This window comes from Paractinoplanes atraurantiacus (assembly GCF_900215205.1).
Classification (GTDB): domain Bacteria; phylum Actinomycetota; class Actinomycetes; order Mycobacteriales; family Micromonosporaceae; genus Actinoplanes; species Actinoplanes atraurantiacus.
In genome coordinates, this window is sequence record NZ_OBDY01000009.1 from 109987 (window position 1) to 125756 (window position 15770).

At 71.0% G+C, this 15770-nt stretch carries 16 protein-coding genes; 8 read left to right on the top strand and 8 right to left on the bottom strand.

Annotation, left to right across the window (positions count from 1 at the left end; genetic code table 11):
* The first annotated feature begins 1 nt into the window (after window position 1).
* Genes CRP55_RS21610 through chrA form a run of 3 tightly spaced genes read left to right on the top strand, consistent with a single transcriptional unit; the run spans window position 2 to window position 2258 of the window.
* On the top strand, window positions 2-706 hold the full coding sequence (locus CRP55_RS21610; RefSeq protein WP_097321938.1) for an arsenate reductase/protein-tyrosine-phosphatase family protein: 705 nt from the start codon (window positions 2-4) through the stop codon (window positions 704-706).
* Window positions 696-1082 carry a VOC family protein gene (locus tag CRP55_RS21615; RefSeq protein ID WP_218854662.1) on the top strand — a complete coding sequence of 129 codons (387 nt, stop codon included), beginning with the start codon at window positions 696-698 and terminating at the stop codon, window positions 1080-1082. The genes CRP55_RS21610 and CRP55_RS21615 overlap by 11 nt, the downstream gene beginning before the upstream one ends.
* Window positions 1083-1085: 3 nt before the next feature.
* Window positions 1086-2258, top strand: a complete 1173-nt coding sequence (gene chrA, locus CRP55_RS21620) for a chromate efflux transporter (RefSeq protein ID WP_097321939.1) — start codon at window positions 1086-1088, stop codon at window positions 2256-2258.
* 36 nt (window positions 2259-2294) lie between these two features.
* On the opposite strand, the gene CRP55_RS53170 is transcribed toward chrA, so the two are convergent.
* The 5 genes from CRP55_RS53170 to CRP55_RS21645 all read right to left on the bottom strand — a co-directional run bounded on the left by CRP55_RS53170 (window position 2295) and on the right by CRP55_RS21645 (window position 9294).
* On the bottom strand, window positions 2295-2969 hold the full coding sequence (locus CRP55_RS53170; RefSeq protein ID WP_179855282.1) for a hypothetical protein: 675 nt from the start codon (window positions 2967-2969) through the stop codon (window positions 2295-2297).
* 900 nt (window positions 2970-3869) lie between these two features.
* Window positions 3870-5252 (bottom strand): dihydrolipoyl dehydrogenase, encoded by a 1383-nt coding sequence (gene lpdA / locus CRP55_RS21630; RefSeq protein ID WP_097321940.1) that lies wholly within the window; start codon window positions 5250-5252, stop codon window positions 3870-3872.
* Between the two features lie 24 nt (window positions 5253-5276).
* Window positions 5277-6323 (bottom strand): bifunctional diaminohydroxyphosphoribosylaminopyrimidine deaminase/5-amino-6-(5-phosphoribosylamino)uracil reductase RibD, encoded by a 1047-nt coding sequence (locus CRP55_RS21635; RefSeq protein ID WP_143234798.1) that lies wholly within the window; start codon window positions 6321-6323, stop codon window positions 5277-5279.
* Between the two features lie 1120 nt (window positions 6324-7443).
* On the bottom strand, window positions 7444-8625 hold the full coding sequence (locus CRP55_RS21640; RefSeq protein WP_245923266.1) for a metallophosphoesterase: 1182 nt from the start codon (window positions 8623-8625) through the stop codon (window positions 7444-7446).
* Window positions 8626-8643: 18 nt separating this feature from the next.
* On the bottom strand, window positions 8644-9294 hold the full coding sequence (locus tag CRP55_RS21645) for a nucleoside/nucleotide kinase family protein (RefSeq protein ID WP_179855283.1): 651 nt from the start codon (window positions 9292-9294) through the stop codon (window positions 8644-8646).
* Window positions 9295-9379: 85 nt separating this feature from the next.
* Here CRP55_RS21645 and CRP55_RS21650 point away from each other — a divergent pair, with 85 nt between their 5' ends.
* Window positions 9380-9835, top strand: a complete 456-nt coding sequence (locus tag CRP55_RS21650) for a hypothetical protein (RefSeq protein WP_097321943.1) — start codon at window positions 9380-9382, stop codon at window positions 9833-9835.
* Here the strand turns inward: CRP55_RS21650 and CRP55_RS21655 are convergent.
* Complete coding sequence (locus tag CRP55_RS21655) at window positions 9791-10447, bottom strand: hypothetical protein (RefSeq protein ID WP_097321944.1); 657 nt, start codon at window positions 10445-10447, stop codon at window positions 9791-9793. The genes CRP55_RS21650 and CRP55_RS21655 overlap by 45 nt on opposite strands.
* A 98-nt stretch (window positions 10448-10545) precedes the next feature.
* Between CRP55_RS21655 and CRP55_RS52215 the strand changes: the two genes are divergently transcribed.
* From CRP55_RS52215 to CRP55_RS21670, 4 genes are all read left to right on the top strand, one after another.
* Window positions 10546-10779, top strand: a complete 234-nt coding sequence (locus CRP55_RS52215) for a hypothetical protein (RefSeq protein WP_143234800.1) — start codon at window positions 10546-10548, stop codon at window positions 10777-10779.
* Between the two features lie 89 nt (window positions 10780-10868).
* Complete coding sequence (locus tag CRP55_RS21660) at window positions 10869-11603, top strand: polysaccharide deacetylase family protein (RefSeq protein ID WP_179855284.1); 735 nt, start codon at window positions 10869-10871, stop codon at window positions 11601-11603.
* A complete protein-coding gene (locus CRP55_RS21665) occupies window positions 11600-12562 on the top strand; it encodes a glycoside hydrolase family 26 protein (protein WP_097321946.1) in 963 nt (320 codons plus the stop codon). The genes CRP55_RS21660 and CRP55_RS21665 overlap by 4 nt, the downstream gene beginning before the upstream one ends.
* Window positions 12559-13914 (top strand): right-handed parallel beta-helix repeat-containing protein, encoded by a 1356-nt coding sequence (locus CRP55_RS21670; RefSeq protein ID WP_097321947.1) that lies wholly within the window; start codon window positions 12559-12561, stop codon window positions 13912-13914. The genes CRP55_RS21665 and CRP55_RS21670 overlap by 4 nt, the downstream gene beginning before the upstream one ends.
* Here CRP55_RS21670 and CRP55_RS21675 read toward each other — a convergent pair.
* Window positions 13877-14560, bottom strand: coding sequence for a response regulator (locus tag CRP55_RS21675; RefSeq protein WP_097321948.1), 684 nt, complete (start codon window positions 14558-14560; stop codon window positions 13877-13879). The genes CRP55_RS21670 and CRP55_RS21675 overlap by 38 nt on opposite strands.
* Window positions 14557-15660 (bottom strand): sensor histidine kinase, encoded by a 1104-nt coding sequence (locus tag CRP55_RS21680; RefSeq protein ID WP_097321949.1) that lies wholly within the window; start codon window positions 15658-15660, stop codon window positions 14557-14559. The genes CRP55_RS21675 and CRP55_RS21680 overlap by 4 nt, the downstream gene beginning before the upstream one ends.
* Window positions 15661-15770 lie beyond the last annotated feature (110 nt).

Consider the following 15770-nt stretch of genomic DNA (forward strand, 5'->3'; position numbering starts at 1 on the left):
CGTGACCCCGCCGCCGTTCCTGATCGCCGCCGGCCATCCGGTGCGATGGCGGCTGCTGAGCGAGCTGGCGGGCAGCGACCGGGCCGTGCGTGAGCTGACGGCGCTGCTCGGCCAGCCGCAGAACCTGGTGTCGTACCACCTGGGCAAGCTGCGCAAGGCGGCCCTGGTGACCGCCCGGCGCAGCAGCGCCGACGGCCGCGACACGTACTACTCGCTCGACCTGCCCCGGTGCTCGGCCCTGCTGGCCGGGGCCGGGGCCGCCCTGCATCCGGCGCTGTCGCTGACACCGCCACCCACCCCGCCCTCCTATTCCGGGCGGGTCCTGTTCCTGTGCACCGGCAACAGCGCCCGTTCCCAGATGGCCGAGGCCCTGTTGCGTCATCACCACGGGGGCGCCGCCTTCAGCGCCGGCAGTCGCCCCAAGCCGATCCACCCGCACGCGGTGGCCGTCATGGCCGCCCGGGGCATCGATCTGAGCGCGGCCCGGCCCAAGCATCTCGACGAGTTCACCGGCGACCGCTTCGACTTCGTCATCACGCTGTGCGACCGGGTCAAGGAAGTCTGCCCCGAGTTCCCCGGCTCCGGCCGCCGAGTGCACTGGAGCATCCCCGAGCCGGCCGATCTCCCCGCCTTCGAGCAGGTGGCCGACGACCTCACCGCCCGTGTCACCTTCCTACTGCACCTGGGAGTCAGTAATGATCACTGACAGCACCGTGCACGTCCGCTACCTGGTGGACGACGTCCAGGCCGCGATCGACTTCTACACCAGCCACCTCGGTTTCACCTCCAACACCACGTTCCTGCCCGCCTTCGCCGACGTGCGGCGCGGCAACCTGCGGCTGCTGCTGTCGGGCCCGGCCAGCTCGGCCGGCCGCCCCATGCCGGACGGCCGCGAGCCCTCCCCCGGCGGCTGGAACCGCATCCACCTGCTGGTCGGCGACATCGACGCCGAGGTGGCCCGGCTGCGCGCCGCCGGCGTCACCTTCCGCAGCGACGTGGTCAGCGGCCCGGGCGGCCGCCAGATCGTCCTGGACGATCCCGCCGGCAACCCGGTGGAGCTCTTCCAGCCGGCCGGCTCCTGACCGATGTATCAGGCGTCCCTGACGACGGTCCTGCGCGAGTGGGGCCGCATCGGCTGCGTGGGTTTCGGCGGCCCGCCCACCCACATCGCCCTGCTGCGCAAACTCTGCGTCGAGGAGCGCGAGTGGCTGACCCCGCAGGAGTTCGAGGACGCCATAGCCGCCTGTAACCTGCTGCCCGGCCCCGCCTCGACCCAGCTGTCCATCTTCTGCGCCTGGCGGGTCCGTGGCCGCGCCGGCGCCCTGGTGGGCGGTGCCGCTTTCATCCTGCCCGGCCTGATCGTCATCCTGGCGTTGTCGGCCCTGTTCCTGGGCAACCCGCCCACCTGGGTGGTCGCGGCCGGGGCCGGCGCGGGCGCTGCCGTGGCCGCCGTGGCCGCCCAGGCCGGCATCTCTCTGATGCCGCCGGGCTGGAAGCGCGCCCCCGTACACAGCAGCCGCTACCGCTGGACCCTCTACCTGCTCCTGGGCGCGGCGGCCGCGGCCACCATCGGCCCCTGGCTGGTCCTGCTCCTGATCGCCTGCGGCTTCGCCGAAGTCCTGGCCCAGCACCTGCCCGCCCGCCCGAAGCCCGCCGCCCAGTCCCGCCGCGGCCATCCGTTGCGCGCACTTCCCCTGCTGGCCGCGACCGGCCTGGGCGGCGGTGTGCTGTTCTCGGTGGCCTGGGTGGCCCTCAAAGTGGGCGCTCTGTCCTACGGCGGCGGCTTCGTCATCATCCCGCTCATGCAGGCCGACGCCGTCCACCACTACCACTGGATGACCGACGCCGAGTTCCTCAACGCCGTAGCCCTGGGCCAGATCACCCCCGGCCCGGTCGTGCACACCGTCGCGGTAGTGGGTTTCGCCGCCGCCGGCCTGGCCGGCGGCCTGCTGGCCGCGGTCGTGGCGTTCGGCCCGTCGTTCGCTTTCATCCTGCTGGGCGCCCACCGCTTCGACCAGCTAAGAGCCAACCCGCGAGTCCGCGCTTTCCTGGACGGCGCCGCCCCCGCCGCCATAGGCGCCATCCTGGGCTCGACGATCCCTTTGATCCGGGCATTGACGCAGCCTTGGCAGTACGCGGTCCTGACCGGCGCCGCCCTCCTCACCCTGCTCCTGCGCCGGGGCCCAGTCCTGACGTTGCTGGCAGCCGCCACCGCCGGCGTCATCATCGTCCTGGCCGGCGGCCCCCTACCCCAGTAACCGCCCACGCCATTCGATACAGCCCGGCACGCTCCATCAAACCGAATCCAGCCGTTGGAGATTCCTCCCTCCATTCGGATGGCAAATACTCAGCCGCTGCCGCCGCCCTTCTCGCGTGACGACTCCTCCGCCAGCGTCATCAATCACAGCGCTCCGCGACTTGCTGCAAGCCGCGGCGAGATCGCCAATTCTGAAGTCGCCGAATTCCGTTATGCCACCCCCATGCGGCCGACGCCGAAAGCGCGCTCGGCCGACCCAGGGCGTCCGCAAACGTTCAATCCTGAAGGGCGCCCGGCCGGCAAACCCGGCTGGGCGCCGGGGTCCCGACCGCCCAGCGGACGCGACCCTAGGAAGGACCTTCACCCGGACCGCAGGCCCAGCCGACACCCCCATCTCAGCTCGAACCGCCGGCTCGGGCCGCGCCACCATCTCAGCCTGGACCGCCGGCTCGGGCCGCGCCGCCGCCTCAGGCTCCATCGCCGCCTCAAGCTCCATCGCCGCCTCAAGCTCCATCGCCGCCTCAAGCTCCATCGCCGCCTCAAGCTCCATCGCCGCCTCAAGCTCCATCGCCGCCTCAAGCTGCCCCGCCGACTCGGGCGGCACCGCCGCCTCCGCCTGGATCATCGGCTCGACCGGCGCCAACGCCTCCGCCCGGGTCGCAGGCACGGCCCGTGCCAAAGCCTCGACCTGCGCCGCCGACTCCGCGCGCATCGCCCCCTCACCCTCAACGGACTCCTCCGCACAGCAGACAGAACCGGCCCGCGGGTGATCAGCGGCTATCGCTTCACCTGCGAGCCCACCCGGGCCCGGCCGCCGCACCCACTCAATGTCGTCATCCCAGATCAACGGCGGTATCCGCTCGACCGGATCATGCAACCCAAGCTCACCGCACACCCGCGAACAACCATGCAACCGGCACAACTTGAACGCATGGCGCCGTTTCAGTCCCCACCGCCGACGCTCCACATGATCACGCCGGAACTCCACCATTGCCGGCGAATGACTCGGCACCCCCGACCAATCCCGCCAACCAGCAATTTCCGACCTAGAAAAGAACCCCATCGGCGCCATGAACCATTATCCCGCACCCAGAAGATCGAGAGCAATTGAAGGATCATGCCACTCGAAAAGACATCACCGACCTACGCCGGGGCGGGGCAACACACTTCTCGACCAATGAGAAATACAATCTCATTCACTGCGCCGAGAGCTTGAGGACGCTGCCGATTCACCGGTATCGAAAGGCCTGGAATGGCGCATCCTTCGGTTCATGGACCGGCCGGACGTCACGCGGGTGAGGCGTCGGTTCTGGGCAGCCGGCGTCGTCATCTGGTGGGCCGGCCGACATCGTACGGACCAGGAGAACCAACTTCCTGACGCCGTACGCAGCGAGCTGACGGCCCAGGCGAGGGAGGCGCTCGAGAACCGCGCGCCGCCGTATCTGATGCCCGGCGAAGGGCGGCTCACCTGCGCCGTCCGGGTGATGGGACCGATCTGCCCGCGGTCACCCGGTCGGCACAGGCTCGCACCGTTTCGCCTACGCCCTTCGCGCCACCGTCGGCACCCCGCTGATCACGGAGTCGTCGCCGCCCGCCCCCATGCGCGAGCGCGTCACAGGTTGATCATGTGGCCGGCGATGCCCTCGATGGCCTCCTTGACCGCCTCGGACAAGGTCGGGTGGGCGAAGACGTTGCGGGCCACCTCGTCGGCCGTCAGGTCCCACATCTGGGCCAGGGTGAGGGCCGGCAGCAGCTCGGTGACCTCGGGGCCGATCAGGTGGGCGCCGATGATCTCGTTGTGCTCGGCGTCGGCGACGATCTTGACGAAGCCGGCGGTCTCGGCCATGCCCCGGGCCTTGCCGTTGGCCGAGAAGGGGAACTGGGCGACCTTGACGTCGTACCCCTTGTCCCGGGCCTGCTGCTCGGAATAGCCGAACGAGGCGATCTGCGGCTGGCAGAACGTGGCCCGCGGGATCATGTCGAAGTTGATCTCCTGGGTCTCGGCGCCGGCGATCGTCTCGGCGGCCACCACGCCCATCGCCTCGGCGGTGTGCGCGAGCATCAGCTTCGCGGTCACGTCACCGATGGCGTAGACGCCGTCGACGTTCGTGCGGCCCCGGGCGTCGACCTCGATCGCGCCGCGGTCGGTGAGCTTGACCCCGGCCGCCTCCAGCCCGTAGCCCTCGATGCGCGGGGCGAAACCGAAGGCGGCCAGCATCCGGTCGGCCTCGAGCACCTTCGACTCGCCGCCGCCGGCCGGGCTGACCGTGACGCGCACGCCGGTGCCGGTGTCCTCGACCTGCTCCACCTTGGTGCCCAGCAGCACCTTCACGCCCAGCTTGCGGTAGTGCTTGAACAGCTCCTTCGACACGTCAGCGTCCTCGGTGGGCACCATCCGGTCGAGGAACTCGACGATCGTCACGTCGACGCCGAAGTTGGCCATCACGTAGGCGAACTCGACGCCGATCGCGCCCGACCCGCCGATGATGATCGAGCCGGGGAGCTTCTCGTCGAGGATCTGCTCCTCGTACGTGACGACGTTCTGGCTGGTCGCCATGCCGGGCAGCATCCGCACGGTGGCGCCGGTAGCGATGATCAGGTTGTCGAACGTGTGCTGCTCGCCGTCGACGTCGATCGACTTCGGCCCGGTCAGCGTGCCCCAGCCGTTGATCTCGGTGATCGCGTTCTTCTTCATCAGGAAGTGGACGCCCTTGGCGCTGGCCTCGGCCACCTTGCGGCTGCGCTGGTGGGTCGGCGGGAAGGACATGGTGGCGTCCCCCTCGATCCCGAACGTCTTCTTCTCGTGCGTGATGATGTGCGCGATCTCGGCGTTGCGCAGCAGCGCCTTGGACGGGATACAACCCACGTTGAGGCAGACCCCGCCCCAGTATTTGTGCTCGACCACGGCAACCGTCTTGCCGAGCTGCGCAGCGCGGATGGCGGCGACATATCCCCCGGGCCCGGCACCGAGGACAAGAACATCAAAATGACTCACCCGTCAAGCCTATAGACGCGCTCGTCACCACGTGGTGCCGGCAAGAACTGACAGAAGCTCCGGGGCGCAATACTCAGCGATCAGCTCGTCCTGCGTGATCTCGATCAGGTCGCCGGCCGGCGGCCGGGAACCGTCGAAAGCGTGAACGACGTCGAGGCCGTGGCCGGCCGCCAGCACGCCGGCCAGCTCGGGATAGTCGTCGACCAGCAGCCAGTTGGGCTGCTCACCGATCACCGCGGCCAGCTCGGCGCTCGCCGAGTAGGACCGCAACCAGCCCGCCGCGGACCCGGCCGGCGGCACGACGTGGGTGACGTTCGGCAGCGAGGAGGTCCGGGGAGCGACGAGAATCACCGGGACACCCAGGGCTCGGGCTTGTGCGCTCAGGTCGCGGCTCTCATCGGAGGTCAGATTGGTGGTACGGCCGTTCAGGTCCCACCAGATGACGCCGCGCCACGGACCGGGCTCCAGCGGCGCCACCGTCGGCAGCCCGGTGATCAGGACGTCGCATTGGCGGCGCAGCCGGTCGCGGTACGGAAGGGCGGCCGCGGCGGCGGTCATGGCGGTGATCAGCGGCCGCCCGGTGAGGCGCTGGGTGAGATAGGGCAGATGCCAGGCCAGAAGCTCGTTGCGGAGCGGGCCGAAGCCGACCTCGGTACCCGCGGCACGAACGCGTTCGAGACCGACGCCGGCCACGCGCGGGTCAGGATCACGAAGACCGGAGACACACCGGGCAAACCCGCACGAGGCCACCAGGTCGGCGCAGGGCGGCTGCTTCCCCCAGTGCGCGCACGGCTCGAGCGTCGTGTAGATGGTCGCCCCACGCAGTACCGCCCGGTCGGCCACGCTGTCGATCGCACAGCGTTCAGCATGGCGGCCGCCGTAGGGCTCCGTAGCTCCCGCCGCGATCAGCACCCCGTCCTTGACGATCACCGCCCCGACGGTCGGATTCGGGCTGGCCCGCCCTTCGGCCGCCATCGCACAGAGCAACGCCTGCCGCATCCAGTACGCATCGTCGCGCCCACCCACACCCCGCGCGCCCACCACGGCTCCGCCCTCCGAAGAGTCCCGCACGTCCGAGGAGACCCAGGCGCCCCCAACACCCGAAATGTCCGCACCCGCGCGTTCACCGAAGCCACCCGACCCGACCGACGGGCGGGTGAGGGCGGACGGCGACTCAAGGACACCACCCGGCCCAGCCGACGAGCTCAGAGGCCGGGTCGGAGTGGACCGCGACTCAAGGACACCGCCCGGCCCGGCCGACGGGCTGAGGGGGTGGGTTGGGGTGGACGGCCAGTCGAGGACACCGCCCGGCCCGGCCGGTGGGCTGGGAACGCCGGGCGTGAGAGGTTGCGCGCTGGGACCACCCGCCGCAGCAAGTGGCGCACTGGACGCGCCGGCTGCGGTGGGAGGTGAGACGGAAACGCCGGGCACGGCGGCCGGCGAACCGGAAACGCCGGGCGGGGCGGACGGCAAACCGGAAACGCCAGGCACCGCAGGAGGTGGGCTCGAAGCACCCGGCGCGGCGGAAGGCGGACCCGAAACAGCCGCCACCGCAGACGGCGGGCCGGGAAGGCCGGGCGCGGCAGACGGCGGGCCGGGAAGGCCAGGCGCGGCAGACGGCGAGTCGGGAAGGCCGGGCCTGGCGGGCGGAGAGCCTGCAACACCCGGCACAGCGGGCGGTGGGTCGGAAAGGCCGGGCGCGGCGGGCGGTGGGCTGGCACCACCAGGCGCCGCGGACGGCGGACCAGCAACACCCGACGCCGCGGACGGTACATCGAGAAGACCGGGCGCGGCGGGCGGCGGATCCGGAGGGCCTGGCGCTGCGGATGCTGGGTCGAGGAGGCCGGGTAGGGCGGGCAGCGGACCGGGAAGGCGCAGCGTCGCGGACGGCGGGCCGAGAAGGCCGGGCGTGGCGGTTGGTGGGCTGGCACCGCCCGGCCCTGCGGACGGCGGACCAACAACGCCCGGCGCTGCGGACGGTGGAGCGGCAACGCCCGGCGCTGCGGACGGTGGAGCGGCAACGCCCGGCGCTGCGGATGGTGGAGCGGGAACGGCTGGCGCTGCGGACGGTGGGGTGAGAAGGCCGGGCGCGGTGGGTGGTGGGCTAGGGGTGGTGACGGGTGGGCTGGGGGTGGTGGTGGGTGGTGGGGGTAGGGCGCCGGCCAGGCCGTAGCCGGGGGCCAGGCGTAGGTCAGGTGGCATGCAAGGTCAGGAGGGTTATCTCGCTGGGGGCGAAGATGCGGAACGGGGGGCCCCAGAAGCCTGTGCCGCGGCTTGTGTAGAGCTGGGTGCGCTCTGAATGGCGGGACAAGCCCTGCAGGACGGGCTGGTCGAGGCGGACCAGGTAGTGGAAGGGCCACATCTGGCCGCCGTGGGTGTGGCCGGAGATCTGCAGGTCGACGCCGTGGGCGACCGCGCCGGCTATCTGGGCGGGCTGGTGGGCCAGCAGCAGGACGGGCAGGGACGGGTCGGCGCCCTCCAGGGCCGCCTCGTGGTCGGCGTGATGGCCGGGCACGCCTGAGCCGGCCGCCGTGCGGTCGTCGACGCCGGCGATGACCAGGGAAGCGCCGTCGCGGGTGACCTCGACGTGGCGGTTGTGCAGGGCCTCCCAGCCCAGGGAGGCCATGTGCTCGACCCAGCGCTGGGCGCCGCTGAAGTATTCGTGGTTGCCGGTCACGTAGACGCGGGCCATCGACGCCTGGATGTCGGCCAGCGGGGCCGCCTGGGAACGCCGCTGGGCCACCTCGCCGTCGGCGATGTCGCCGGTGTGGGCGACCACGTCGGCGTCCAGCGAGTTCACCACCTCGGTCACCTTGCGCGACCAGCGCGAACGCTCGATCGGGCCGTAATGGGTGTCGGTGAGCAGCACCAGGCGCAGACCGTCGAGACCGGCGCCCAGGCGCGGCAGGGTCACGTCGACCCGGCGGACCCGCGGGACGCGCCTCGCTTCGGCGTACCCCCAAATCAGCAGCACCAGCGAGACCACCGCGACCACCAGCGTGGCGATGCGGTAGCGAGCCGGGTCGCCGACCCCGAAGGCCCAGAGGATCAGGGCGAGCACCTGGCCGAGGATCGACTGGACGAACAGGACCCAGACGACGCCGAGGGTGGTGTCGGCGATCACCGCGGGCAGGTCGCGATGGTTGCGGCCGTGGCCGCTGAACATCAGCAGCGGGAACGAGACCAGCACCACCCCGAAGACGACCGTGCCGGTCACGAAGACCGCTGTGGGCCAGTCGTTGCCGCCGCCGATCAGCGTCCACCAGGGCACGCCGAACAGCAGCGCCAGCACCGCGACGAGGATCAACCCGAAGCGGATGGCCCGCGACGGGCGGCGGCGTGGCTCGGTCTCGACTGCTTCACCTACGGACACGAGTGAAAGCATGCCACTTCAGGCCGGAGGGTTGCCGACCCTGTGGATAACGGACGCCGGGACCACGAGGTCGGCCCGGGGACGAGTAGCGGCGATGAGGACAGCGTTGCGTTCGTCGGTCCCCGTCGCCCATTCCGACGCGGCCGACAAGTCTTTACCAAACCGGACATGACGCGAAATAAGGCGTGAAATCCGAGTCTCCTGGTCAAGATCCGCGTACCAAACCTCGGTGAACAAATCCCGCAGAGGCCGCCACAACGGATCGTCGAGGAGCAGGTAATTGCCCTCGCTGATGATCAGGCGCGCCTCGCGAACAACCGGAATGGTCCCAGCGACCGGCTGCTCGATCACCCGCTCGAACCCGGGCGCGTAGATCACGTCCTCCTCGTCGGCCAGCAGCCGGCGGAGAAGCGCCGCATAGCCGAGCGGATCAAAAGTGTCCGGCGCCCCCTTGCGATCACGCCGCCCGAGCCGCGAAAGCTCGACATCGGCCAGGTGGAAGCCGTCCATCGGCACATGCGCGGCCCAGCTCCCGAACCGGGAGGCCAGCTCCTCGGCCAGCGTCGTCTTACCCGCACCAGGCGCCCCCGCGATGCCGAGCACCGCCCGCCCGCCGGCCGGCACGAGCGACCGTGCCCGCTCCACCAGCGCCTCGAACGTGATGTTCATGGCCGGAACCTACCCGGACGGGGGTCGGATCAAGGACTGCGGCCCCGCCGCCGGAAAAACAGAATCGGTGGCACGGGGGTAAGAAATGATCACATTGGTTGCCCTGCTGACCGCGACCCTTCTCGGGGTGCCGGCTCAGCAGGGAAAGCAGGAAGTCGATCCGCACGGCCGCGTCTACGTCACCGAGGGCTCGTCACTCGTCCGCATCGCGCCCCGCGGCCGCCGCTGCACGGTCGCCGTCTTCCCCTGGGCGGGCCCGCTCGCGCTGCGCCCGGTGGCCAGCAGCGTCGCGCTGGGCCCGGACGGCGCCTTCTACGTCGGCGAGACCACGTTCGTCCCGGGCCGGGCGCGTCTGTGGCGGGTGGTGCCGGGTCAGAGGCCTCAGGTGTATGCCGCCGGTCTCACCGCCGTGGTCGGCGTGCGGTGGTCGCCGGACGACCGGCTCTACGTCCGCGAGCGCGACGGCTCGCTGCTCCGCGTCTTTCCGAGGGGCCGCTTAGTGCGACAGCCCGAGGCGCAGACCGGCCACCCCGGCTGGTGACAGCGGCCGCGACGTGGCCCGCGACAGCTCCTCGCGCACGCAGGCGGGCAGCTCGTCGGCGAGCGCGCGCAGCCGCGGGTAGAGGTCGAGCACGTCCCGGTGCGTCAGCGCGCCGACCCCGATGAGCAGGCCGTTCACCGCGCCCGGGGTGCGCACCAGCTCCGCGCACAGCTCCCGCCGCCAGCCCGGGTCGTCGACGCGGGTGGCCAGCTCGCGGGCGATCCGGTTGCCGGCCGGCGACGGCTCCTCGGGTGCCGCGTGCCGTCCGGCCCGGGCCGGGACGGGTGCGAGGCGGCAGGCGATGCCGAGCAGGCGGGCCAGCTCGGGCACGGTCAGCACGTCCAGGCCCTCGGCGCAGGTCTCGCAGAGCCGGTGATAGGTCGCCGCGTGCACCAGGGTGGCCGGGCGCGGGCACTCGCCGAGCGGCCCGCAGAGCCGGTCCAGGATGATCTCGGCCAGCGTGCCCTCGTGGTCGAAGCGGCCGACGCCGAAGTACGCGGCGGGAGCGCTGCGGTATCGGGTCAGCGCGTTGCGCGCGCTGGCGTAGTTGCCGGACTCGACGCTGATGCGCGGGGTGCCGCTTTCGGTGTGCAGGTAGATAAGTCGGAACATCTCGATCGCTCCCGGTGGTGCAGCGAACCGTCGTCGACCGGAGATACGGGTGTGGTGGCGCGGGAGTTCAAAATCCGCAGCGCGTCGTAGGTGACCGCGTGCAGCGCGTAGAAACCGGCCGTGATGATGATCAGCATCATTATCAGCACCGCGCCGACCGCGCCGTCGAGACCGCGCCAGGCCACCGGGAGCACTGCGACTCCGAGCACAAATGCCGCCTGACCTGCGGCCTCGGCGCAGCGCAGTGGATCAAATGTCATAACCTCACCCTTCCGGGTGTAGCTGTTTCGCGCCTCTGCCTGGAGCGGGAGTTCGACTACGACTTTCGGTAGAGGGACGTAGCGTGGATCTTGAGGAGGACGCCCGCGTGACCGTGTTGCCAGCGCTCATGTACCACTCCGTGTCAGCTGTCGGTGGCCCGATGCGTGATCTCGCCGTGCCGCCGGAGCTGCTGCGGGAGCAGTTGAGCGCGCTCGGCGAGGCCGGTTACCGCCTGGTCGGCCTGACCGAGGCGCTCGAGCTGCTCGACCGGGGCAGCACCGAGAGGCTGGTCGCGGTCACGTTCGACGACGGCTACCGCGACTTCCTCACCCAGGGCGTGCCCATCCTGAAGGAGACCGGGACCGGGGCGACCCTGTACGCGTCGGTCGGCCACCTAGGCGGCACGGCGGGCTGGCTCGGGCCGTGGGCGCCCGACTTCGGGCCGATGCTGACCTGGGACGAGCTGGCCGAGGTGCGGGACGCGGGTGTCGAGATCGGCAACCACAGCATGATCCACCATCCGCTGGACGTGCTGCCGCCGGCGCAGCTCCGTGACGAGATCGTCAACAGCCATCAGCAGCTCGAGCAACGGCTTCAGACGCGGGTACGGTCGTTCGCCTACCCGCACGGCTACAACAGCCGCCGCGTCCGCGACCTGGTGGCGTCGCTCGACTACGACAACGCCACCGAGGTCGGCCGCCGCCTGCACACCCCGGCCGAGAAACGCCTGGCCGTGCCCCGCCTCCAGCCCACCCCCGACCACAGCGGCGCCGCCCTCGTCGAGCTCGTCCGTACCGGCGAGACCGGCCTGGTGCCGAAGGTGAAGCAGATCGCCCAGCCCGGCTGGCGGGTCGCGCGCAAGGTCGCCCGGACGTTCGGAAAGAACCTGACATGAACCGCCGCCGCCTGCTCGGCCTGTCCGCGCTGGCCGCCCTCCCCCTGGCCGGCTGCAAGACGTACCGCTCGGACGAGGTGCCGCCGCCGATCGGGTCGCCGCCGGCGCCGTCGCCGAGCGCCACGTCATCGGCCGGCCGGAGCAGCAGGGTGCTGCTCGGGGCGTACACCCAGCTCAAGGGTTTGACCACGGCCGAGGGAATCGCCCTGCGCAAGAAACAGCTCGGCCGTCCCGAGCGGATCGTGCACCGCTTCTACTCGTGGACCGACGCGCTGCCGACCTCGCTGCCGTACGTCACGTCGGCCAGCACGGTGATGGTCTCGTGGCGCGGTCCGTACTACAAGCAGGTCAACAACGGCTCGTCGGACAAGCTGATCGCCAAGGCGGCCCGCCGGATGGCGCAGCGCAAGGTCCCGACCATGCTGCGCTGGGCCTGGGACATGAACCGGGACTACTACCAGTGGGGCGGGCCCTCGAACGACCAGGACGCGGCGGGGTACGTGACGGCGTACCGGCGGATCCACAAGATCTTCGGCGACGAGGGCGCGGACAACGTGAGCTGGGTCTGGAGCCCGAACTGGAACTCCTACCCCGACGAGGACTGGAACGCCTTTCCGAACTACTACCCCGGTGACGAGTACGTGGACTGGGCCGGCGTCTCCGGCTACGCCGAGGACCAGACGCCGGGCGAGATGTTCGACCAGTTCTACGAGACGTACTCGGCCCGCAAGCCCATCATGATCACCGAGGTCGCCGTCACCGACCGCGGCGGCAGCACGAAACCCGACTGGATCAACGCCTTCCACCAGTGGATGAAGAGCCGTCCGGCGGTCGGCGCGGTCTGCTGGTTCGACACCGACATCCATCCCGGCTCCACCGAGAAGTGGCGCATCGACTCGACCGCCGCCTCGCTGAAGGCGTACCAGGCGATGTCGGCCGACCCCCTCTTCGCCGGGTGAGCGGAACGCACCGCGCCGGTGGCCCCGGCCGCCGGTGGCTCATCCTGCTCGCCGTTCTGCTGCTCGGTGCCGTCGCCGCCGGCGGATATCGCCTCTTCTTCCACGAGGGCCCACCGGACGTCGACGCCGCCGGCCCGGGCTATTGGGTCTCGACACGCGGCACCGACGACGCCGACGGCTCCCCCGAGCACCCCTGGCGGTCGATCGCGCACGCGGTCGAGGTGGCGCCGGCCGGTGCCAAGATCTTCGTTCGGGACGGCACGTACGACCCGTTCACCGTCGCCCGGCCCAACCTGACCGTGATGAGCGCGCCGAAGGAGCACGCGACCGTCAAGGGCGTGTCCGGGGTCCGCGACGGCATTCTGGTCGCGGCGAGCGGGACGACCATCGCCGATCTGACCGTACGGGGGTGCGTGCCCAAGCCGAACGCGGACGTGGACATCACCGGCGACCACGGCAGCGGCATCCGCGTGCACAAGACCAGCGACGTCACGGTCAGCGGCGTGACCGTGCGGGACAGCCACGGCACGAACTCGGCCGGCCTCCAGGTCGGCTGCTACGGCATCCTGGTCACCGACTCGCAGGACGTGCACGTCACCGGCTCGGAGGTCATGCGCAACGGCGCCGGCATCGTGGTCAGCGGCGGCGGGCAGGGCGTCGTCGTCGACGGCAACAACGTGCACGACCAGGACGTCATCGTGCAGAACAGCACGGCGAAGGACGACGATTTCGGTGGGTACGGGCTGGCCGCGACCTTCGTGCAGGCCAACCCGGGACCGGTGTTCCGCAACAACACCGTCCGCGACAACCACGGTCCCTCCTCCGACTACGGCACCGACGGCGGCGGCATCGAGATCTACGACGCGGCCAACCTGACCATCACCGGCAACACGTTCGAGGCCAACGACGGCGTCCTGGAGACCGGCACCGGCGGTCGCGGCGGCTGTGCGAACAACGTCTTCACCGGCAACCGGGCGATCGGCGGCAACGGACCGACCGGCTTCGACAGCGACACCGGCCTCGTGCTGCGGTGCGCGGCCGGCAACACGGTCAGCAACAACAACTTCAGCGGCATGCAGAAGTTCACGTTCCTGCTGGCCACGGGCAGCGACTTCGCCGGCAGCATCGAGGGCCTGAAGATCACCGGCAACACCGTCTTCCGCAACTCCGGCACGGTCGTCTACCGCCTCCAGATCGACAGCGGCAAGCCGAACCTGACGATCGACGACAACACGTACCAGACCGGCGAGAACGCGTTCGCGGTGCTGAACGGGACGACGTCGGAGACCAACGTCCCTTACGACCAGTGGCGGTCTACGACCAAGTTCGACGCCCACTCGACGATGCAGTGACCAGGCCGCTCTCATAGGCGATCACCACCAGTTGCGCCCGGTCGCGGACGTGCAGCTTGGTCATCGCCCGGTTGACGTGGGTCTTCGCGGTCACCGGGCTGATCACCATGCGGCCGGCGATCTCATCGGTGGACAGGCCCTGGGCGACCAGGGCGACGGCCTCGCGCTCGCGGTTGGTCAGTTCGGCCAGCGGCGGCGGGCCGGAGGCCAAGGGCCGGGGCTGGTCGACGTAGCGGTCGATCAGCCGGCGCGTGATCGACGGCGCGAGGAGCGCGTCGCCGCGGGCCGCGACCCGTACGGCGTGCAGGAAATCCTCGGGCTGGACGTCCTTGACCAGAAAACCGGCCGCGCCGGCGCGCAGCGCGTGGAAGACGTATTCCTCGAGCCCGTAGTTGGTCAGGATGACGACGTGCACCCCGGCCAGCTCGGGGTCGGCCGCGATGCGCCGGGTCGCCTCGACGCCGTCCACGACCGGCATCCGCACGTCCATCAGCGCCACGTCGGGCCGGTGCCGCCGGGCCAGGGCCAGGGCCTCGACGCCGTCACCGGCCTCGCCGACCACCTCGATGTCGTCCTCAACCTCGAGCAGCGCCCGGAAACCGCTGCGGATCAGCGGCTGATCGTCGACGAGCAAGACCTTGATCATTGTGTACGGTCCAACGGCAGCTCCGCCCGCACCGAGAAGCCCCCGCCGTCGCGCGGCCCGGCCCGCAGGTCCCCGCCGAGCGCGGTCACCCGCTCGCGCATGCCGAGCAGCCCGACCCCGTTACCAGGTGTGTCTCCCGGGCCGGCGGCACCGTCGTCGTCGACCTGGATGGTCATCGCCTCGGGCCGGTAGCCGACCCGGACCGACGCCGCGCCGGCCCGTGCGTGCCGCGCGATGTTGGTCAGCGACTCCTGCACGATCCGGTAGGCGGTGCGGTCGACCGCGTCGGGCACGCCCCGGCGGCGGCCGTCGACCGTGAGGGTGGCGTCGAGCCCGCCCGCGCGGGCCTGCCGCACCAGGTCGGGGAGCTGCTCGACCCCGTACGGCGGGAAAAGGTTGTCATCTCGCAGCGCCTCGAGGGTGGCGCGCAGCTCGCGGGAAGCCTCGCGACCGGCCTCACGAATGGCCAGCAGGGCGTCGGGCACCGGCTCGCCCCGCTTCTCGGCGACGTGCACGGCCGCCTCCGACTGCACCTTGATCACCGAGATCTGGTGGGTGAGCGAGTCGTGCAGCTCCCGCGCGATGTGCAGCCGCTCCTCACCGGCCCGCCGCCGAGCGATCTCCTCCCGGGTCCGCTCGGCCTCGTCGGCCCGCCGCTCGGCCTGCCGCAGCGCCTCACCGGCGGCGCCGGCCGCGATCAGCCAGGCCAGCTCGAGAACGCCGCGGGCCCGCACAAAGGCCTCCCCCGCACCGCCGCTGACCATCGCCGCCACGGGAAGAGCGGCCAATATGACGACGCTGGTCACCACGGTGACGAGACGCCGCCCGGCCCGCACGGCCGAATAGACGGCGACCAGGTAGGCGACGGCGAAGACATCGAACCCGGCCGCCTGATAGCCGACGGCACACGCCCCGGCACCGGCGAGCGCGACCACGGGCGCCCGGCGGCGCACGGCGAGCACCAGCCCACCGGCGACCAGCAGACCGTACCCGAGCGGGTTTCCGGCCCCGTTCCCCTCGGCCAGCCCCGCCGTCAGCAGAACCACCGCGATCCCCACCGCGACCGCCGCGTCCCGGGCATCGATGCGCGCAGAGCCCATGCGGGCACCTTAGCCGCGGACCGGACCCGGGCGACTCCTCCCAACGTGGGCACTTTCCCACCCGGCTACCACGTCCGCAGCAGCCCGGAGTGTCTCCATCGGCACGATGC

Excerpts from the sequence above, each read along its gene's own strand:
- CRP55_RS21660 (WP_179855284.1), top strand. The coding sequence starts at position 10,869 with ATGCGTGATCTCGCCGTGCCGCCGGAGCTGCTGCGGGAGCAGTTGAGC.
- chrA (WP_097321939.1), top strand. The coding sequence starts at position 1,086 with ATGTATCAGGCGTCCCTGACGACGGTCCTGCGCGAGTGGGGCCGCATC.
- CRP55_RS53170 (WP_179855282.1), bottom strand. The coding sequence starts at position 2,969 with ATGCGCGCGGAGTCGGCGGCGCAGGTCGAGGCTTTGGCACGGGCCGTG.
- CRP55_RS21675 (WP_097321948.1), bottom strand. The coding sequence starts at position 14,560 with ATGATCAAGGTCTTGCTCGTCGACGATCAGCCGCTGATCCGCAGCGGT.
- CRP55_RS21665 (WP_097321946.1), top strand. The coding sequence starts at position 11,600 with ATGAACCGCCGCCGCCTGCTCGGCCTGTCCGCGCTGGCCGCCCTCCCC.
- CRP55_RS21680 (WP_097321949.1), bottom strand. The coding sequence starts at position 15,660 with ATGGGCTCTGCGCGCATCGATGCCCGGGACGCGGCGGTCGCGGTGGGG.
- CRP55_RS21650 (WP_097321943.1), top strand. The coding sequence starts at position 9,380 with ATGATCACATTGGTTGCCCTGCTGACCGCGACCCTTCTCGGGGTGCCG.
- CRP55_RS21655 (WP_097321944.1), bottom strand. The coding sequence starts at position 10,447 with ATGTTCCGACTTATCTACCTGCACACCGAAAGCGGCACCCCGCGCATC.
- CRP55_RS21645 (WP_179855283.1), bottom strand. The coding sequence starts at position 9,294 with ATGAACATCACGTTCGAGGCGCTGGTGGAGCGGGCACGGTCGCTCGTG.
- CRP55_RS21615 (WP_218854662.1), top strand. The coding sequence starts at position 696 with ATGATCACTGACAGCACCGTGCACGTCCGCTACCTGGTGGACGACGTC.